This is a genomic window from Rhodococcus daqingensis, from assembly GCF_042665615.1.
Lineage (GTDB): Bacteria > Actinomycetota > Actinomycetes > Mycobacteriales > Mycobacteriaceae > Rhodococcus_G > Rhodococcus_G daqingensis.
This window is the reverse complement of sequence record NZ_JBHTCS010000017.1, coordinates 271,666-290,873: the sequence shown is the minus strand read 5'-3', so window position 1 is coordinate 290,873 and position 19,208 is coordinate 271,666. Positions and strand designations below refer to the sequence as shown.

General features: G+C 69.3%; 14 protein-coding genes. 3 read left to right on the top strand and 11 right to left on the bottom strand.

Annotated features, from left to right (window positions below; all coding sequences use genetic code 11):
* Nucleotides 1–5: 5 nt before the first annotated feature.
* Nucleotides 6–830 (bottom strand): serine/threonine-protein kinase, encoded by an 825-nt coding sequence (locus ACFQS9_RS15500; protein WP_378406156.1) that lies wholly within the window; start codon nt 828–830, stop codon nt 6–8.
* Nucleotides 831–900: 70 nt separating this feature from the next.
* Here ACFQS9_RS15500 and ACFQS9_RS15495 point away from each other — a divergent pair, with 70 nt between their 5' ends.
* Complete coding sequence (locus ACFQS9_RS15495) at nt 901–3,033, top strand: cation:proton antiporter (RefSeq protein WP_378406154.1); 2,133 nt, start codon at nt 901–903, stop codon at nt 3,031–3,033.
* Between the two features lie 12 nt (nt 3,034–3,045).
* Here the strand turns inward: ACFQS9_RS15495 and ACFQS9_RS15490 are convergent, their stop codons facing one another.
* Genes ACFQS9_RS15490 through ACFQS9_RS15460 form a run of 7 tightly spaced genes read right to left on the bottom strand, consistent with a single transcriptional unit; the run spans nt 3,046 to nt 11,604 of the window.
* Nucleotides 3,046–4,260 (bottom strand): FHA domain-containing protein, encoded by a 1,215-nt coding sequence (locus ACFQS9_RS15490; protein ID WP_378406153.1) that lies wholly within the window; start codon nt 4,258–4,260, stop codon nt 3,046–3,048.
* Nucleotides 4,257–4,700, bottom strand: a complete 444-nt coding sequence (locus tag ACFQS9_RS15485) for a hypothetical protein (RefSeq protein WP_378406152.1) — start codon at nt 4,698–4,700, stop codon at nt 4,257–4,259. Before ACFQS9_RS15485 ends, ACFQS9_RS15490 begins: the two co-directional genes overlap by 4 nt.
* A gap of 7 nt (nt 4,701–4,707) precedes the next feature.
* Nucleotides 4,708–6,261: an FAD/NAD(P)-binding protein gene (locus ACFQS9_RS15480; protein WP_378406150.1), complete on the bottom strand. Its 1,554-nt coding sequence runs from the start codon at nt 6,259–6,261 to the stop codon at nt 4,708–4,710.
* Nucleotides 6,262–6,312: 51 nt separating this feature from the next.
* On the bottom strand, nt 6,313–8,262 hold the full coding sequence (locus tag ACFQS9_RS15475) for an acyl-CoA dehydrogenase family protein (protein ID WP_378406148.1): 1,950 nt from the start codon (nt 8,260–8,262) through the stop codon (nt 6,313–6,315).
* A 56-nt stretch (nt 8,263–8,318) separates the two neighbouring features.
* Nucleotides 8,319–9,533 carry a fumarylacetoacetase gene (gene fahA / locus ACFQS9_RS15470; protein ID WP_378406146.1) on the bottom strand — a complete coding sequence of 405 codons (1,215 nt, stop codon included), beginning with the start codon at nt 9,531–9,533 and terminating at the stop codon, nt 8,319–8,321.
* The gene (locus tag ACFQS9_RS15465; protein WP_378406144.1) at nt 9,530–10,414 is read right to left on the bottom strand and encodes a hypothetical protein; all 885 of its coding nucleotides are present in this window, start codon (nt 10,412–10,414) and stop codon (nt 9,530–9,532) included. The genes fahA and ACFQS9_RS15465 overlap by 4 nt, the downstream gene beginning before the upstream one ends.
* Nucleotides 10,411–11,604 (bottom strand): homogentisate 1,2-dioxygenase, encoded by a 1,194-nt coding sequence (locus tag ACFQS9_RS15460; RefSeq protein ID WP_378406143.1) that lies wholly within the window; start codon nt 11,602–11,604, stop codon nt 10,411–10,413. The genes ACFQS9_RS15465 and ACFQS9_RS15460 overlap by 4 nt, the downstream gene beginning before the upstream one ends.
* Before the next feature lie 127 nt (nt 11,605–11,731).
* Here ACFQS9_RS15460 and ACFQS9_RS15455 point away from each other — a divergent pair, with 127 nt between their 5' ends.
* On the top strand, nt 11,732–12,157 hold the full coding sequence (locus ACFQS9_RS15455) for a winged helix-turn-helix transcriptional regulator (RefSeq protein WP_378406141.1): 426 nt from the start codon (nt 11,732–11,734) through the stop codon (nt 12,155–12,157).
* Between the two features lie 63 nt (nt 12,158–12,220).
* Complete coding sequence (locus ACFQS9_RS15450) at nt 12,221–12,550, top strand: thioredoxin family protein (protein ID WP_378406139.1); 330 nt, start codon at nt 12,221–12,223, stop codon at nt 12,548–12,550.
* Nucleotides 12,551–12,592: 42 nt separating this feature from the next.
* Here the strand turns inward: ACFQS9_RS15450 and ACFQS9_RS15445 are convergent, their stop codons facing one another.
* From ACFQS9_RS15445 to ACFQS9_RS15435, 3 genes are all read right to left on the bottom strand, one after another.
* On the bottom strand, nt 12,593–13,018 hold the full coding sequence (locus ACFQS9_RS15445; RefSeq protein ID WP_378406137.1) for a RipA family octameric membrane protein: 426 nt from the start codon (nt 13,016–13,018) through the stop codon (nt 12,593–12,595).
* Nucleotides 13,019–13,240: 222 nt separating this feature from the next.
* Nucleotides 13,241–15,937: a TIR domain-containing protein gene (locus ACFQS9_RS15440; protein ID WP_378406135.1), complete on the bottom strand. Its 2,697-nt coding sequence runs from the start codon at nt 15,935–15,937 to the stop codon at nt 13,241–13,243.
* Nucleotides 15,938–16,143: 206 nt separating this feature from the next.
* Nucleotides 16,144–18,957, bottom strand: a complete 2,814-nt coding sequence (locus ACFQS9_RS15435; protein WP_378406133.1) for a TIR domain-containing protein — start codon at nt 18,955–18,957, stop codon at nt 16,144–16,146.
* Nucleotides 18,958–19,208 lie beyond the last annotated feature (251 nt).

Below are 19,208 nucleotides of genomic sequence, written 5' to 3'. Positions count from 1 at the left end.
GCACGCTACCGATTCCGTAGCGCGGCAATCCGATCCGCAACCGCCTCGGCGGTCGGTGGCCTGGATTCCAGGGGCGCGAGGCAGGACTCGACCAGTGCCGCCTCGTCGGCCTCGAGCGAAGGCGAGATCCGCGGCCGGCAGGACTGCACCGCCCGGATGGCGAGCATCGGTTGGTCGAGTGGCAGTTCGCCGTACAAACCGTCGCCGGTGAGGGCGCGGTTGATCGTCGCGCCGAGGGCCCAGATGTCGGTCGACCGCGACGGCGCGCCGCCGAACAGCAATTCGGGGTCGATGTATTCGACGGAGGTGGCGGGCGCCATGCCGGTCAGCCGGGTTCCCGCGTTCAGCACCCTGGCCAGCCCGAGGTCGGACAGCTTCCCGCCGTGCTCATCGACCATGATGTTGGCCGGTTTGATGTCTCCGTGCGTGCTACCGGCCTCGTGCAACGCGTGCACTGCGCGGGCGGCATCCTCGAGTGCACGGAGGATGTCGCCGCGAGGCATCTGCTGGGCAGGGGATCCCAGCGAACCGAGCGGAAAGTACTCCATCGCGTACAAGAACGTGTCCGCCTCGAGCGCCGCGTCGTAGATCCGGACGAACAGCGGCGAATGAACCGCCGCGAACGCGCGCAGCTCGCGGACCCCGCGGCGATACGCATCCTCGCTGTACTGCCCGGCGAACACCTTCACGGCGACCAGGTCCGTCGAAAGCCCCAACCGTGCGGGCGCCTCGGCCAGATAGAAACAACCGTGATTGCCCTCGCCGAGCAGGGTGACGATTCGGTAGTCGGCGATCGCGGCCGGGATACTCGCGTTCTGTCGGTCGGGCATCGACTTGTCCTCGGTCCTACCGGGTCGGCTGACGATGGAGTTGACGCGGCCGTCGTGGTGAACTTAGAACGTGGGGCACAGCGCCGCCGAGATCTTCGCGTTCGTCCTGATCGACATCGCCGTGATCATGGTGGTGGCACGACTGTTCGGCCGGGCTGCGCGGGCACTTGGACAGCCCGCGGTCGTCGGTGAGATAGTTGCCGGCATCGCGCTCGGCCCGAGCCTGCTCGGCGCGCTGCCCGGCGATCTGGACGGTCAGCTCTTTCCCCCTGACGTCGTGCCCTATCTGAAGGTGCTCGCGCAGCTCGGCCTGGTGCTGTTCATGTTCATCGTCGGGCTCGAGCTCGACGTCGCGCTCATCCGGGGACGGGAACGGGTCGCCGGGAGCATCTCGCTGGCCTCGATCGTCGTTCCGTTCTCGCTGGGCGCGGCGTCGACCCTGATTCTGCACCCACTGCACGGCGAAGTCGACGGCGAACAGGTGTCACTGCTCGCGCTCATGCTGTTCATGGGTGTGGCGATGTCGATCACCGCCTTCCCTGTGCTCGCACGCATCCTGGCCGATCGCGGGATGCACCGGACGACCGTCGGCGTCCTGGCCCTCGCCTGCGCGGCGGTGGACGACGTGCTGGCCTGGACGCTGCTGGCGTTCGTGGTGGCGGTGGTCAAGGGCGGAAGCCCCCTCGAGGTGGTCCGTATCGTCGCGTTCACCGCGGTGTTCGCGGCGGTGATGTTCGGAGTCGTCCGCCCGCTGCTGGTGCGACTGCTCGGGTGGTACCGCAAGGCGGGGCGGCTGACGCCGGACATTCTGGCCGTCGTCCTCGTGGGCGTTCTCGTGTCCGCGTACATCACCGAGGAGATCGGGATCCACGCGATCTTCGGTGCGTTCGTGTTCGGCGCCGTCCTCCCGCGCGAGAACGCGCAGGACTTCACCCGCGAGATCCTCGAGCGTCTCGAACAGATCAGCGTGCTGTTGCTGCTGCCGATCTTCTTCGTCGTCACGGGTTTCGGCGTGGACATCGCCGGTCTGACCGGATCCGGTTGGTGGCAGCTGCTGCTCATCCTGGCGGTCGCGATCGGAGGCAAGTTCGTCGGTGCGTTCGGTGGGGCGCGGCTGCAGCGGATGCCCGTGCAACAGGGTGCGGCCATCGCGGTGTTGATGAACACCCGCGGCCTCACCGAGCTCGTCATCCTGTCGATCGGTCGCGAGCTCGGGGTCCTCGACGGTGAGCTGTTCACGATGATGGTGCTGATGGCCCTCATCACGACGGCGCTGACCGAGCCGCTGCTGCGGTTGGTGTACCCGGACAGGGCGATCGAGCGGGATATCGCCGCGGCCGCCAAGGCGAGCTTCGGGTCCGCGCGGACCTACCGCGTCCTGATCAACCTCGACGGACCCCCGGGGCCGGGGACCGAACGCATGACGAGGGCGGCCGACGTCGCGACGGCGGGGCGGCAGCCGGCCGAGCTGCTGCTCTCCCGCTTCCTGCCTGCGGCGAACTCGGGGCCGACCGGTCTCGAGATCGGGACCGGCCTGCTGCTGCCCGACCTCGCGGGTATGGCCCAGGCAGTCGAGGAGTTGGAGGAGTACGCGGCCACCGCGGACGGCCGCGCGGCACCGATCAGGGTGATGTGCCGGTTCAGTTCGGACGAGGGGGCCGATCTGTGCCGGCTTGCCGAGGCATCGTCGGCGGAAGTTGTTGTGGTCAGCGAGGAGTGGGCCATGCGCAGGCGCGACGCACTTCTCGCGTTCGACGCGGTGACGGTTCTCGTGGTGTCCGAACACCGCTACGTGAACGTCGCGGATTGGCTGCATTCCACGCAGTCGCGAACCGGTGCCACGGCGGCGGTGGCGCTGTCCAGCGGTGGCGGGGTGTTGGTGTACGCCGACGAATCGGCGAGCGGCAACCGTGCGGTGCTGATCGCTGCCCGTGCGGCGGTTTCCGCCGGGGTGCCCCTGACGGCCATCGCGGCAGACGGTGGCGGCCGGTCGCGCCGCAGACTCGCGCACGCGCTGGACTCGCTGGGCGCCGTCGGCGTCGAGACAGCGGTCGTGTCCACCGATGAATCGTCGGTGTCCACGCGCCGTGCGACCGCGGGGGTGGTGGCCGCTGCCCAGGTGCTCGACCGCGCCGGCGGATCCGATGTCAACCTACGGGAGGAGGTGTCCGCGCTCGCGAAGGCGCCGAAGGGGCCGCCTTGACCACGAACGGGTTCACAACCTGCCGTGCGGGGAATCGAAGGTGGCCACTCGGTCGCCCAGTCGAACCTCGGCCCCCGGCGAGAGCGTGACGGGGACGTTGGGGTCCAGACGGATCCAGTCCCGTTCGCCCGGTGCCCGCAGATGGGTTCCGTTCGTCGAGTCCAGGTCGACGATCGCGACGTCCCAGTCCGTCAACCGCACCGCCGCGTGTGCCCGCGACATGCCCCCCGAGGGATCCTCGATCCGGATCGGGCGCAGACCCGCCGCCGCGAGCTCGGACTTCTCCGGGTCGCGGCCGAGCACGCAGTCCCCGTCGAGGACATAGGTCGTACCGTCGTCGAGGACGAGGAACCCGAGGGGTGGCCGGATCCCCTCGGTGAGCACCTGGGTCATCTGATCCATCCGGATTCCGCATACACAGCAGAAGGCGGCCCGCGGATCGTTCAGATGCATGTTCTTGCAGTTGTGTCCGCTGACCGCCACCGGACCGGCGTCGAGTCCGCCGCCCAGGAGCGTGCTCTCGTCGTCGGAAGGCGTGCTGCCGGGCACCGGCAGCGACGGTCTGGACGGTATCGGTTCATCCGCCACGTCGATCCGGTCGGACACCGCGGGCGCCACCAAGGGTGGGGCCGGGGGCGCGGGCGCCTTCCGTCCCACGTCCGTGGATTCGGAGCCCGACGGGCCGTCCGGTTGCCGGCTGCCTTCCGGTGGGCTCCCCGGCCAGATCACGACCCCTGCCCCCGGAACCACGCCCTCGGTCAGTGCTCCGGCTCCGCGCTCGGCCGGGAGCTCGTACTCCGACCCGTCGGCATCGACGAACAGCGCCGCGGCCGTGGCGGGCGCGTCGACCACCCGGTCCACCGTGAATCCCGCGTCGGCGCCGCGGAGCCGATCCCGCTCGCCCTCCCCGCCGACGAGAACCGCGGTGATGCCTCCGTGCAGAAACACGGCGAGCCGCGTGCCCGCCGGGGAGAGGACACCGAACTCGATGCCGTCCTCCTGCTCGATGATCCATTTGGTCGCGAGCCTGGCGAACAGTCGGCCGGATTGTTCGGGTTCGGCTTCCGCTGCCTCCCGCAGCAACCGCCGCAGGGCGTCCGTGCACTTCGCGGCGGTCGAGTCCGCCAGGGGCCGCGACCTGTCCCGGTGCGCGACGATCGCGACCGCGCCGCCGGCGCTCAGGACCAGGTGGGTGCCGGCCAGTACCTCGACTTGACGGTTGCTCACAGGAACCTCCCGCCGGAGAAGCGCCAGCGATGGACGACGACCCGCATCGGCCCGTTGATAATCAGCCAGAACGCCAACCAGGTGACCACGAACTGGATCGAGAAGGCCGTCAGCGACGGTCGCAGGTCTTCCGGCACCACGATCGTGGTGTGGCCCACCAGCAGCCACATCAGCGCGCCTTCGTTGACAATCGTCGCCATCCCGAACAGCGTAGGCCAGTCCTTCTCCCACCGGAACTGCTGCAGGAAGTGGTACAGCAGTTCCCACAGCACGCCGACCAGCACCACCCCGACCAGCACGCTGATCGTCACCCGGTAGCTGTCCACCGGCCCGAGGGCGCCCGTGGGGAGAAGCGGCGTGATCAGGAGGGCGACGACGAATCCGATCACGCCGAGGCCCAGGATGCGGGTCTGGATGCGACCGTTCAGTGTTGGCAGCATTGCCGTCTCAGATCTCTCTGTTCCGCACCCACAACCACCACTGCCGGGTGGACCGAACGGAACCCATTCGGCGGCAGAAGCCGTTCGCGGCAAGGTCGTCCGCGATCTCCTGGGCGGCGATCTGCAATCCCAGGAAGGTGTCGACCCCGGGGAAGTACCCGCCGAGCGTGGCGCTGCCGGAGGCGTACAGGCGGCCCGTGCCGCTGCGGGTGCCGATCAACTCGAATGTGCGGTCGACGTCGAGCCTCCCGACCGGATTTCGTCCCGCGCCGGTGTGTGCGAGTAGATCGGCCAGCAGGCGGTGCTCCCTAATGTCCGCTTCGAGTCCGGTGCAGTCGATCACGTAGTCGATCCGTGCGTCGTAGGGCTGCGTCGGCGGCGGGAACGGCAGCGGCGCGGTCGGGTCGGGCACGATCGTCGTCACGACGCCGTGGCCGCCGGGTTCCGGGCGCAGGTTCCCGGCCGAGCCCGCCATCACCTGGTACCAGCCTTCGGTGCGTCCCCTTGCCAGCTGTTCCTGCCAGTTCCTGCGCACCGGGGTGTTGGTGCCACCCATTTCCTGGTAAGCACGCCTGCGGGCATCGCCTTCCAGTTTGCGCATCCGGGCCTTGAGTTGGCCGCCCCACACCGACTTCGGATAGTTGAACCCCTGATGTGCCCAGCCGTCTTTTCCCTTGCGCCGCATGAAGATGTTCGGTCCGTGCGGCTTGTCGACGTAGGTGCGGAAAAGGTGCAGGATCTGGGTCCGCAACCCGAGTCGGTCGCGATCGTCGATGACCCGCTGAAGGACCCGCGACGCGACGATGCCGCTGCCCCTGATCATCACGGTGGACGGCTTCTTCTGCAGCGCCCGGTAGACATGCTCGTGCGGCTCGTAGGCGTTGACCACCCGCGACGGGTCCCGGTACTTCTCCCGGTACTCCTGGAGGTCGTCGAGCATCCGAAGGCCCGGATACCCGACCGCCACGTGCACATACCTGCTGCGGAAGGCGACCCGCTTGGTCGCTGCGGCCCCAGCGGGCGGCGTGAGGATGGTGAAGTAACCGCCGTTGCTCCGGCGTCGCACCATCCGGACCTGGCCCTTGCGAAGCGACTGGGCGTAGCCGATCCGGTGGAACTCGCGTTCCATCGATTCGAAGGCCTGGCCCGCGCGGGGTGTGAAGTAGTCGGCGAACACCGGTTCCACGAACACCTGCCACAACGGTCTGACGAATCCGCCGATGCTTCTGGCGCTCAACGCTTCTCGGACGGCGTAGGAGGGAAACCCCCAGATGTTGTCCGGCGTCGAGGCAGAATCCGACCGCAGCCGCTCCTGCCGGGGAATCTGGGACACCTTGGTGAGGTACTCGTAGCTGGACCACGGAAGGTCCTGAGGGCCGAGCACGACCATCGACTCCGCGGGGACGCCGTAGATCCGCAGGGTGTCGAACGTGACGAACGATCCGATGCCGCCGCCGATCGTGACAAACGGGACCTCGGCGACGGGTATGCCGGACTCGACCAGCATGTCGTCGGTCCATACATCGGTGTCGATCAGATTTCGGGTGAGATCACCCTTCATCTGCAGGATTTTACCGGCGGCACCGTCGCGAGGGTGCGGTTTCCCCGAGCCTCAGGACTCGAGCATCGCCGCACCCAGGGTCGATTCCGGCACCGCGAACCCCTCGATCAGGGTCAGGGCGTGTGGGCGCAGCGTCCGACAGCGCTCGTTGACGCCGCGGGTCACCGCCTTCGCGCGCTCGACGGACAGGTGCCGGTGCTCCATGAACCAGGCCTTGTCCTCCTCGATCACCGTCAGCGCGTACAGGTCGCAGAGGTCACCGAGCAGGTCGGCAGCCGTCTCGTCCGCGCAGGAGTCGATGCCGGCGACGAACGCCTCGAGCACCACCCGGTCGATGTGCGCCTCGGCCGCCCGCAGCACGTGGTCCTGCACGGAGTTGAAAGCATCGAAGGGGTCGTCCTCCCGCTTCTGTGCGCCCTGGAGCCGCCGCGCCGCCGTGGACAGCAGGTACTCCTCGCGATCCTCGAACATCTTGAGTTGGGTGCCGCGGTTGAACAGGCTGCCGTCCTCCTCGTTGTCCTGCCGCGTGTCGAGGATGGTCTGGATGATCTGCTGCGCGGCGGTGCGCTTCTTGACGACATCGGAGACGGTGGTGACGGCGAAGCGCATCCACTCGACCGGGCTCATGCCACGCACCTCGTCGGCGTACGCGGTGAGCAGCTCCTTCGCGACGAGTTGAGTGAGGACGTGGTTGTCGCCCTCGAAGGTGGTGAACACGTCGGTGTCGGCCTTGAGGGCGACGAGCCGGTTCTCGGTGAGGTACCCGGCGCCGCCGCAGGCCTCGCGGCACTCCTGGATCGCACGGGTGGCGTGCCAGGTGTTGGCGGCCTTGAGCCCGGCGGCCCTGGCTTCGAGCTCGCGCTGCTCCTGCGCGTCCACCTCGGCCGAGCTCTGGATGTCGTGCAGCCTGGTCACCAGCTCGTTCTGGGCGAAGTGCAGCGCGTAGGACTTCGCGATCAGCGGCAGCAGCCGGCGCTGGTGCACCAGGTAGTCCATGATCAGGACCTCGTCGTTCGCCGGGGCGAGCGAAGCGAGGGGGGATTGACTCGGTGGCTTGTCGAACTGCCTGCGCTGCAACGCATAGCGGGTCGCGATGCTCAGCGCCACCCGCGCCGCGGCGCCGGCCGCGCCGCCGACGGTGACGCGTCCGCGGATCAGGGTGCCGACCATGGTGAAGAAGCGCCGGTTCGGGTTCTCGATCGGCGACGAGTAGGTCCCGTCCTCCGCGACGTCGGCGTACCTGTTGAGCAGGTTCTCCCGCGGCACCCGGACCCGGTCGAAGACGATCCGGCCGTTGTCCACGCCCGGCAGGCCGCCTTTGTGTCCGCAGTCGGAGGTGGTGACGCCGGGCAGGTCGTTGCCGTCCTCGTCCCGAATCGGGACCACGAAGCAGTGCACACCCTTGGACTCGGGTTCCTCCTCGGGCCCGGCGGTGATCAGCTGCGCGAACACCGCAGCCATCCGGGCGTGTTGCGCGGCGCCGCCGATGTAGTCCTTGCGTGAAGACGGTGTCGGGGAATCGATGACGAATTCACCGGTCGAGGGGTCGTAGGTGGCGGTGGTCTCCAGCGCCTGCACGTCGCTGCCGTGCCCGGTCTCGGTCATCGCGAAGCAGCCGAGCAGGTCCAGGTCGATCAGCGGCTTGACGTAGGCCTGGTGATGGCGGGCGGTGCCGAGGTTCTCGATGGCGCCTCCGAACAGGCCCCACTGGACGCCCGCCTTCACCATCAGCGACAGGTCGGACATGGCCAGCATCTCGATGCTGACGACCGCCGCGCCCACGTCGCCGGTGCCGCCGTGCTCCGCGCTGAATCCGTTGGCGGCGTAGCCCGCCGCGGTCAGTACCTGCATCTGTTCGAGCGTCTTGGCGCGCGCGGCGGCGAGGTCGGGGGTGAAGTGTGGCGCGAACTCGGGGCGGGTCAGGTCGACGCGGACCTTCTCGCGCACCCCCTGCCACTGTCCGTCGAGGGTGGTCCGCAGGTGATCCGCTGTGGTGGCCATGGTCTCGACCGTAGCCGCTGCGGGGTCGGGTGTCGCGACTACAACACGCGAGGGGGCTACCGCCTCGGGACCGCCGGTCGAACCGTTCCGGTCACGCTGCCGAGCGCGAACCGGCCGCCGGACGGGGACGGCGCGGTGGCCGCAATGGTCACCACGTCGCCGTCCTCGAGGTAGCCGCGGGTGTCGCCGTCGGGCAGTGCGATCGGGTCCCGCCCGTCACCGGTCAGCTCGAGCAGCGAACCGACTTGATCGGGCCCTGGACCGGAGACGGTGCCGGAGGCGAACAGGTCCCCGGTCCGCAGGCGGGCGCCGTTCGAGGTCAGGTGCGCGAGCATCTGTGCCGGCGACCAGTACATCTCGCGGTAGGGAGGACGGGAGACCGGATGACCGTTGAGCCTGACCTCGAATTCGATGTCCAGACACCAGTTCTCGGTGTCCCGCAGGTACTCGAGTGGCGCGGGGTCCTGGGCGGGGCCGGGCAGCCTCGCCGCCTCCAGTGCGGCCAGGGGCACCACCCACGGGGAGATGGAGGTCGCGAAGGACTTACCGAGGAAGGGGCCGAGCGGAACGTACTCCCAGGACTGCAGGTCGCGAGCCGACCAGTCGTTGAGCAGCACGACTCCGAAGACGTGCTCCGCGAAATCGGCCGTGGGGACGGAGGTTCCGAGTGAGCTGGGTACTCCGACCACGAAGCCGAGTTCCGCCTCGATGTCGAGCCGGCGGCTGGGTCCGTCGGTCGGCGAGGACTCCCCGGGAGCCTTGCGTTGGCCGGTGGGCCGCACGATGTCGGTGCCCGACGGCACCACCGTGCCACCGCGGCCGTGATAGCCGATCGGCAGGTGCTTCCAATTCGGTGTCAGGGGTGGGCCGTCGGGGCGGAAGAGCCGACCGACGTTGCTCGCGTGATGCTCGGAGGCGTAGAAGTCCACGTAGTCCGCCACGTCGAACGGCAGGTGCATGCTGACCTCGTCGAGTGGGTGCAGGAACGGGTGGATCCGCTGCCGGTGGCTCGGATCCGTCAGCAGCTCGGTGATCTCGGTGCGCACCTGCGCCCAGCGTTCGCGTCCGAGTGCGAGGAAGGCGTTCAGGGTGGTCGAGCGCAACGCCGCCTCGTCGACGACGGAGGTGAGATCGAGAACGCTGTCGCCGATCGCGACGCCGATGTGGCGGTGCAGCGCGCCGGTGGAGAACACACCGTAGGGCAACGGCTCGATGGAGTGGTTGGCACCGCTTGCGACTGCTTGCAGGTCGCTCGAAACAACACCAGTCATGTTGATCCTCCACCTAGTCCGAAAGTGCCTGGCCCACCGTCCGATCGGGTGGGTGCCAGGCCGAGCCGCACCGCCTCGAGCATCGGGGTCTCGGTGTCGCACGACCCGAAACAGGTCAGCACCGCGCGTGCGGGCACCGGGTCGTGCAGGGCGCGGGCGGTCGCGCGCAGCCGGTTCAGGTCCTCGTCTGCCAGCACCCTCTCGGTGTCCGCGGCGGACCCGGAGCGGGCGGTGTCCGCGGCCAGGACAAGATTGAGGAAGCCGTGATGGGTGAGGCCGGTCGCCGGGTCGGTGCGGCGGATCGCATGGTGCAGGCCCGCGGTGGCCTTGGCGGGCACCCCCGCGCCTGCGGCCGCGACCAGCGCGGCGGCCAGCGCGGCCGGGGTGGGGAACAGCTCCGGTCCGGTCCCGCCGCAGCGCAGCTTCACCCCGAGCGGGCTCCCGTCCGCGGACCGACGCTCGGCCAGTGCCGAGATCAGCTCGGGGGCACCGGCGATCGTCGCGGGCTCGAGGAACAGGGGGACCGCCGCGGCCGTGGCGGCGTCGATCAGCGTCGTGAGGGCGGCGCGGGAATCGTCCGGTCCCGCAGGCAGAGTCGCCTCGATGCCGACCAACGTCGCGCCGGGGGAGCGGTGCAGCGCCGCGACGGCCTCGGCGAGTGCAGGGGCGTCGACGGTGACGAGCACCGCGAATCGGTCGTCGGCGTCGAGATGTGCGAGCAGTTCGGGTACCCGGGAGGCGGGGCACAGGAACCGGTCGGTGAGCATCGGTTGGCCCGACGCGGTGTCGCGGCGATGGCGCGCCACCGCCGCTGCCATGTCGAGCGCGGCGGGTTCGTACAGGCCGGCGTCGTCGACCAGGTGGGCGAGCAGCGCGGTCATGACGACGGTCCTCGTCCCGCCCAGGACCAGGCGTAGGAGGGATCCTCGACGGCCGCCCCGCCCTCGCCCAGCGCGAGCGGCCGGAAGGTGTCGACCATGACGGCGAGCTCGTCGAAGAACTCCGCGCCGATGCTGGCCTCGGCCGCCCCCGGCTGCGGTCCGTGCGCTATTCCGCCGGGGTGCAGCGAGATCGAGCCGCGCGCGATGCCGGAGCCCTTGCGCGCCTCGTAGTCACCGTCGACGTAGAACATCACCTCGTCGGAGTCGACGTTGGAGTGGTAGTACGGCACCGGGATCGCGAGCGGGTGGTAGTCGACCTTGCGGGGAACGAAGTTGCAGATCACGAACCCGGTGCCCTCGAACACCTGATGGGCCGGCGGGGGTTGGTGTACCCGGCCGGTGATCGGTTCGAAGTCGGCGACGTTGAAGGTGTACGGATACAGGCAGCCGTCCCAGCCGATGACATCGAACGGGTGCGTGGGGCAGACCAGGCGGGTGCCGACGAGCCCGGTTCCGCCGCGGTGCTTGACCAGCACTTCGACGTCGGTTGCCTCGCGCAGCAGCGGCTCGGTGGGTGCGTGCAGGTCGCGCTCGCAGTAGGGCGCCTGTTCGAGCAGTTGCCCGAATCTCGACAGGTACCGGTGGGCCGGGCCGATGTGGCTGCTCGATTCGATCGTGTAGGCGCGCAAGGGTTCACCGGGGTTCGGCAGCCATCGATGGGTGGTGCCGCGGGGGAGCAGCACGTAGTCGCCGCGGCGGGCGCCGAGCGCGCCGAACACGGTCTCGACGGTGGCGGATCCGGCCTCGACGAAGACGCACTCGTCGCCCACCGCGTTCCGGTAGAGGGGCGAATCCTGCTGCGCCGTGACGTAGGAGATCCGGACGTCGTCGTTGCCGAGGACGAGCCGGCGACCGGTCACGGGATCGGTGTCCATCGGTGTTCCGGACAGCTCGTGCAGCCGGAGGTGCCGCGACCTGAGGGGGTGGTTGGGGGTCAGCGTCTGGTCGGGCAGTTCCCACGCCGTGGCGTCGACGATCGCCGAGGGGGTACCGCGGTGGTAGAGCAGGGCGGAATCGGAGGAGAAGCCCTCCTCGCCCATGAGCTCCTCGCGGTAGAGACCGCCGTCGGGCGCGCGGAACTGCGTGTGACGCTTCGGCGGTACCTGGCCTACCTGGCGATAGAAGGGCATGGCGTTCCTCCCGACGACGCTCTGCGGACCGCCCCCTCAGCCCTTGATGTGATGCGGATCACATCTGTTGTCACTATATAGCCGAGGGCCTTTGCTGAAGCTAAGTCCTAGGTCTAGACTCAGCACCGTGACATGCACCCTCTCAGAGACCCTCGCCGTGATCGGGGAGCGATGGGCCCTGCTGATCGTTCGCGAGGTCGCGCTCGGCCTGCGCCGTTTCGACGAGCTCCGAACCGCGACCGGTGCCCCGCGCGGGGTGCTGTCCGATCGCCTACACCGACTCATCGCCGCAGGGGTGCTCACCACCAGGGACTACCAGGTCCCGGGTAGCCGGGCCAGGCACGAATACGTCCTCACCGACGCGGGCCTGGACCTACTGCCGGTGCTGGCCGCGTTCTCCGACTGGGGTGAGAAGCACCTCGCGTCGGGCGCACAGCCTGAGGTGGTCTACCGGCACACGGGGTGCGGCGGCCGGGTGACCGCACGGCTGGTGTGCGAGTGCGGCGGGGACGCGGATGTGCACGAACGCGTCATCGCTCAGGTCAATCGCTGAGCACGGAACCCGGGAAGCCCATCGTCCTACCGACACAGTCGTATCGAGACAAAGGAGGACTCCATGTCCCTCGCCACCACCACCGACGCCGCCTTCGCCGCCGACGTCCTCTCGTCCGCGACGCCGGTTCTCGTCGAGTTCGGAGCGCAGAGGTGCGGCCCGTGCAAGATGGTCGGGCCGGTGCTCGAGCAGATCGCCGACGATGAGTCCGGCCGACTCGCCGTCGTCGCGATCGACGTCGACGAGAATCCCGCGACGGTCAGGGAATATCAGGTGATGGGCACGCCGACCATGGCATTGTTCGTGGGCGGCGAGTTGGTGACGAGGGTGGTCGGCGCCAAGCCTCGTGCGGCGATCATGCGGGCGCTGGAGCCGCATCTGCCTGGGGCCTGACCGTCGCCGGCCGGACGACCTCCATCTGCGAGGCGTGCGAACTCAGGCGAACACGATGGCGAGGAACCCCGCGACGTACGCGAGAGCGAAGAGGATGGGAATCCACTGCTCGATGTGGGACAGCGGCCAGTACCGGGATCGGTCCTTCCCCTCGCCCAGGGCCCACCATTCGGCACGCCAGAAGGGGGAGGCGGGAAGTCGTTCCTCGAGGGCGCCGACGACCTGGTACTTGGCGCTGTTCAGGAGCCGGTAGCTGCGCACCAGATAGAACCAGGCGAAACACTGGCCCAGGATCGCCGCGAGAGGGATCGCCAGCCACCCGGCCATGTCCTGCGGCGGGGCCTTCGCGAACGCAGCGACGAACGTGAAGATGCCGGTGTTCAGCGTCAGGAAGAACGAATTCGCGAGTCCTCGTCGTGCGCTGACGCGGTCGGCCATCTCGACGTAGAGGCGGTACTGCTCGAGCACCGCGCTTTCGTAGGGCGTTGTGCGACTGTCGGATCCGGTCTTGTTTGGTGCGTCATTCCACAGTCTGCTGCCAAGCTCGGATCGGTGATCGTTGTGGTGCACCGTCCCCCACCTCCTTGCGGCTCGCAGTGTCTTGCTGGCGGATCCATTCTTCCGGGGCTCCTATGCACGGATCTCGCGTCTGAGTTCGTACCAAACCTGCACGATTCGCGGCCGGCAGGGTCACTCCGCATAGGGGCATGCCGTCTCCCAGCTCGATGGCACGTACTCGTGTACTTGGGCTCGGGTCACGTAGGGGACGGCGAGTTCACACGCCTCGTCTATGTCCCAGAGGCCGTCCCACAGCCGCACGGTGCCGTCCTGGCCGGCGGAGGCGAGTCGGGTACCGTCCGGGCTGAAGGTCACCGCGAACACTGTGCCGGTGTGGCCGGTGAGCGGCTCGCCGACCGGTTGCCCGGTGGCTACATCCCACAGCCGCACGGTGCCGTCGTCGCCGGCGGAGGCGAGTCGGGTGCCGTCCGGCCCGAACGTCACCGTCACCACGGTGCTGGTGTGGCCGGTGAGCGGGTCGCCGACCGGTTGTCCGGTGGCCGGGTCCCACAGCCGCACGGTGCGGTCGACGCCGGCGGTGGCCAGTCGGGTGCCGTCCGGGCTGAACGCCACCCCGTTCACCGGGTAAGTGTGGCCGGTGAGCGGGTCGCCGACCGGTTGTCCGGTGGCGGGATCCCATAGCCGCACGGTGCCGCCGGCGCCGGCGCCGGCGGTGGCGAGTCGGGTGCCGTCGGGGCTAAACGCCACCGTCACCACGGGGCCGGTGTGGCCGGTTAGCGAGTCGCCGACCTGTTGCCCGGTGGCCGGGTCCCACAGCCGCACCGTGTCATCCCAGCTGGCGGAGGCGAGCCGAGTGCCGTCCGGCCCGAACGCCACCGCGGTCACCGGGCCGAATGCCACCTCGTTCACCGGGGCGGTGTGTCCGGTGAGCGGGTTGCCGATCGGTTGCCCGGTGGCGGGATCCCACAGCCGCACGGTCCGATCAGCGCCGGCGGTGGCCAGCCCGGTGTCGTCCGGGCTGAACGCCACCCCGTGCACCGGGTCGGTGTGGCCGGAGAGTGGGCCGCCGACCGGTCGGCCGGGCGACAGGTCCCACAGCCGCACGGTGGAGTCGACGCCGGCGGTGGCGAGCCGGGTGTCGTCGGGGCCGAACGCCACCGTCACCACGGTGCCGGTGTGGCCGGTGAGCGGGTCGCCTACCTGTTGCCCGGTGGCGGGATCCCATAGCCGCACGGTGCCGTCGGTGCCGGCGGTGGCCAGTCGGGTGCCGTCCGGGCTGAACGCCACAGCGTTCACCGGGTCGGTGTGGCCGGAGAGTGGGTGGACGACCGGTTGTCCGGTGGCGGGATCCCACAGCCGCACGGTGCCGTCGGTGCCGGCGGAGGCGAGTCGGGTGCCGTCGGGGCCGAACGCCACCGACCACACGCTGTCGGTGTGGCCGGTGAGCGGTGTTCCGACCGGTGCACCGGTGGCGGGATCCCACAACCGCACCGTGTCATCCCAGCCTGCGGTGGCGAGTCGGGTGCCGTCGGGGCTGAACGCCACCGTCACTACAGGGCCGGTGTGGCCGGTGAGCGGGTCGCCGACCTGTTGCCCGGTGGCGGGATCCCACAGCCGCACGGTGCGGTCTTCGCTTCCTGACGCCACCCGGGTGCCGTCCGGGCCGAACGCCACCGACCACACAGGTTCGGTGTGACCGGTTAGCGGGTCGCCGACCTGCTTGCCGGTAGCGGGGTCCCACAGCCGCACGGTCCGATCGGCGCCTGCGGAGGCGAGTAGTGTGCCGTCCGGGCCGAACGCCACCTCGTACACCGGGCCGGTGTGGCCGGTTAGCGGGTCGCCGACCTGCTTGCCGGTGGCGGGGTCCCACAGCCGCACCGCGCCGTCGGAGCCAGCGGAGGCGAGCCGGGTGCGGTCCGGGTTGAATGCCACCGCGTTCACCGTGTCGGTGTGGCCGGTGAGTGGGGCGCGCACCTGCTGCCCGGTGCGCTGCCCGAAGGCGACGCGGGCGTCGACCAACTCGCTGGTGGCCTGCCACAGTGGAGCGGGTGTCGCCCGGCTGCTCTCGGCGGCTAGAGCGAGAGCAAGAGCGCTGTCGCTGGTGGCGACATCGCGGGAGGCTGCGGCCAGGGCGAGAGCCACCGCCTCGTTGCGTTGGCGCACCGCGTCTCTCCGTTGCACGATCGCGATCGCCGCCGCAGCGACAGCAATTACGGTGAGGAGGGCCAGGCCGACGATGGCTGCGCGCCGCAGCCGGCGGAAGCGGCGTTGCTCGCGCAGGTCGTCGCTGGCGAGTTCGTATTTGGGTTTGCCGTGGATCGGGGCGGCCAGGTCGGTGACTTTCTCCCGGAGTATCGGTGCGCGTGGGTCCCATGGCGCATCGTCGGTGACGTCGACGTAGAACGGCTCGGTGGGAAGGACCCCTGGCTCGGTCAGCACCGGCAGCGCCACATCGGATCGGTCCGGGTCGAACCGTCCGGTGTCCTCGTCCCATTCCAGCTGGCCGTCGGTCACGACGAACAGCAGCTGGTCCGGACCGCGTCGCTCCAGCCAGTGGGCGACCTCCCTGTTCACCCAGCCCGAGGCGACCGCGTGTGGGGACAGCACCACGATGAAATAGCGGGCGCGGTCCATCGCGTCGATCACCTTGCCCCACAGATCCGGGCTGGCGGTCAGGTCCGTCGCGTCGCGAAACACCCGCAGCGCGTGCAGGTGGCCCATTCGCCGGCCGATGCGGTGCAGGCCTTTCTGGATCCCGGCGGCGACCGGCCGATCATCGTGGGCATAGGAGATGAAGGCGTCGTAGTCGAACGACGCCCCCGGCCCGTGTGTCTGCTGCTCCGGAGCCTTGGCAGCCTGAGCGCACATATGCCATCACCTCCCTGCCCGCCACATGTCTTCAGACAGTCGGGACTGTTCTTACTGCTGTGATGGTCCTCGCCCGCGCCGACGATGTCATGGGTGATTCCGTTCGCTAACCATGTGCAACCAGCAGGTCTGGCCTGACACGGCGTTCGTCTCGTCGTGCCGCGGGTGGAGACACGAGTCGGCCTGAGTGAGCCCCGTTGTCTGGGTCACCCCGCATATGGGCATGCCGTCTCCCAGCCAGATGGCACGAACTCCTGTACCTGGGCTCGGGTCACATAAGGGGCGGCGAGCTCACACGCTTCGTCCACGTCCCAAAGGGAGGCCCACAGCCGCACGGTGTCGTCGAAGCTGGCGGAGGCGAGCCGGGTGCCGTCGCGGCTGAACGCCACCGCAGCCACCGGGGCGGTGTGGTCCGTGAGCGGCGGGCCGAGCGGCTGCGATGCGGCCGGGTCCCACAACCGCACCGCTCTGTCGTATCCAGCGGAGGCCAGCTGGGTGCCGTCCGGGCTGAACGCCAACCCGATAACCAGGTCGGTGTGGCCGGTGAGCGGGGGGCCGACCTGTTGCCCGGTGGCGGGATCCCACAGCCGTACAGTGCCATCCAGTCCGGCGGAGGCCAGGCGGGTGCCGTCGCGGTTGAACGCCAGCGCCGACACTGCGCCGATGTGGCCGGTGAGTGGCGGGCCGGCCGGCCCGCCACTGGCAGGGTCCCACAGCCGCACAGTGGCGTCGGCGCTCGCGGAGGCCAGCCGGGTGCCGTCCGGGCTGAACGCGACGTCGAACACGCTGTCGGTGTGGCTGGTGAGTGGGTCACCGACTGTCCCTCCGGTGGCGGGGTCCCACAGTCGTATGGTGGCGTCGGCGCTGGCGGAGGCCAGGCGGGTGGCGTCGTGGTTGAACGCCACCGCCGTCACCGAGCCCGTGTGGCCGGTCAGTGGGTCACCGACTGTCCCTCCGGTGGCGGGGTCCCACAGTCGTATGGTGGCGTCGGCGCTGGCGGAGGCCAGGCGGGTGGCGTCGTGGTTGAACGCCACCGCCGACACTGTGTCGGTATGGCCGGTGAGTGGGGGGCCGACCTGTTGCCCGGTGGCGGGATTCCACAACCGCACTGTTTTGTCGTATGACGCGGAAGCCAGCCGGGTGCCGTCCGGGCTGAAGGCAACCCCGATCACGTCATTGGTGTGGCCCATGAGTGGGATGCCGATCTGTTCCACAGTGGTCGGGTCCCACAGTCGCACAGTCCCATCCCAGCTGGTGGACGCCAGCCGGGTGCCATCGCGGTTGAATGCCACCGAAACCACCGGGCCGGTGTTGGTGAGCGGGGCGCCGACCTGTTGTCCGGTGGCCGGATCCCACAGCCGCACGGTGTTGTCGGCTCCCGAGGTGGCCAGTCGGGTGCCGTCGGGGCTGAATTCCACCGCAGTCACAATGCCGGTGTGGCCGGTGAGCGGGGCACCGATCTGCTGGCCGGTGGCGGGGTCCCACAGCCGCACCGTGTTGTCATAGCTGGCGGTGGCCAGTCGGGTGCCGTCCGGACTGAATGCCACCCCGCCTACCGCGTCGGTGTGGCCGGTGAGTGGGGCGCCGACTTGTTGTCCGGTGGCGGAATCCCACAGCCGCAGGGTGTTGTCGGCTCCTGCTGTGCCGAGCCGGGTGCCATCGTGGTTGAACGCCACCTCGATCACCGAGCCGGTGTGGCCGGTGAGCGGGGCGCCGACCTGCCGTCCGGTGGCCGGGTCCCACAACCGCACAGTCCCGTCGGTGCTGGCGGAGGCCAGGTGGGTGCCGTTCGGGCTGAAGTCGACCGAATTCACCAAACCGGAGTGGCCGGTGAGTGGGGCGCCGACATGTTGTCCGGTGGCCGGGTCCCACAACCGCACAGTGCCATCGTTACTGGCGGAGGCCAGTAGGCTGCCGTCCGGGCTGAACGCGACCCCGTTCACAGTGTCGGTGTGGCCGGTGAGTGGGGCGCCGGCTTGTTGGCCGGTGGCCGGGTCCCACAGTCGCACGGTTTGGTCCTGGCTGCCCGAGGCCAACAGAGCGCCATCCGGCCTAAGCGCCACCGCAATCACCGGGGCCGTGTGGCCTGTGAGCGGCATGCGTACCTGCCGCGTGGTCCCCTGCCCGAAGGCGACACGGGCGTTGACCACAGCTCCGGTGGCCTGCCACAGAGGGTCCGGCGTCGCCCGGCTGCTCTCGGCGGCTAGAGCGAGAGCAAGAGCGCTGTTGCTGGTGGCGACATCGCGGGAGGCCGCGGCCAGGGCGAGAGCGACCGCTTCGTTGCGTTGGCGATCCGCCTCTTGTCGTTGGCTTTCCGCCTCGTCTTGTCGATCGAATGCGATGGCTGCGGCGGCGAGGGCAATAACGGTCAGCAGAACCAGGCCGACGATGGCGGCTCGCCGCAGTCGGCGGAAGCGGCGTTGCTCGCGCAGGTCCTCGCTGGCCAGCTCGTATTTGGGTATGCCGTGGATCGGGGCGGCTAGGTCGGTGACCTTCTCGCGGAACATCGGTGCACGTGGATCCCATGGCGAGTCCGCGCTGACGTTGACGTAGAACGGCTCGGTGGGAAGAACCCCGGGCTCGGTCAGCACCGGCAGCGCAACGCCGGATCGGTCCGGGTCGAACCGTCCGGTGTCCTCGTCCCATTCCAGCTGGCCGTCGGCCACGACGAACAGCAGCTGGTCCGGCCCGCGCAGCCGAAGCCAGTGGGCAACCTCCCTGTTCACCCAGTCCGAGGCGACCGCGTGCGGGGACAGCACCACGATGAAATAGCGGGCGCGGTCCATCGCGTCGATCACCTTGCCCCACAGGTCCGGGCTGGCGGTCAGGTCCGTCGCGTCGCGAAACACCCGCAGCGCGTGCAGGTGGCCCATTCGCCGGCCGATGCGGTGCAGACCCTTCTGGATCCCCGCCGCGACCGGCCGATCATCGTGGGCATAGGAAATGAAGGCGTCGTAGTCGAACGACTTCCCTTGTCCCCGAGCCTGCTGCTCCGGGGCCTCCGCAGCCTGAGCACACATGGTCATCTCCCCGCTCTCCAGGCGGTGTCGATTCGCGTGGACGGGATCATCTGAGCCTGACTCAAGCAGGAACGGATGTCGCGGGTAGCCGACTACTCGGTTTTCGCAGAAAGTGTGCAGGCACGCCGCGAACGTGCACCTGCCGGAGCATCGCCCGAGAGTGGGCGACGGCAGGTGCACGTTCGGCGAACCGCGGGCACCCGCTGCCGGGGTGCACCCCCGCAACTTACTCAAAAGTAACCTTACTCAAA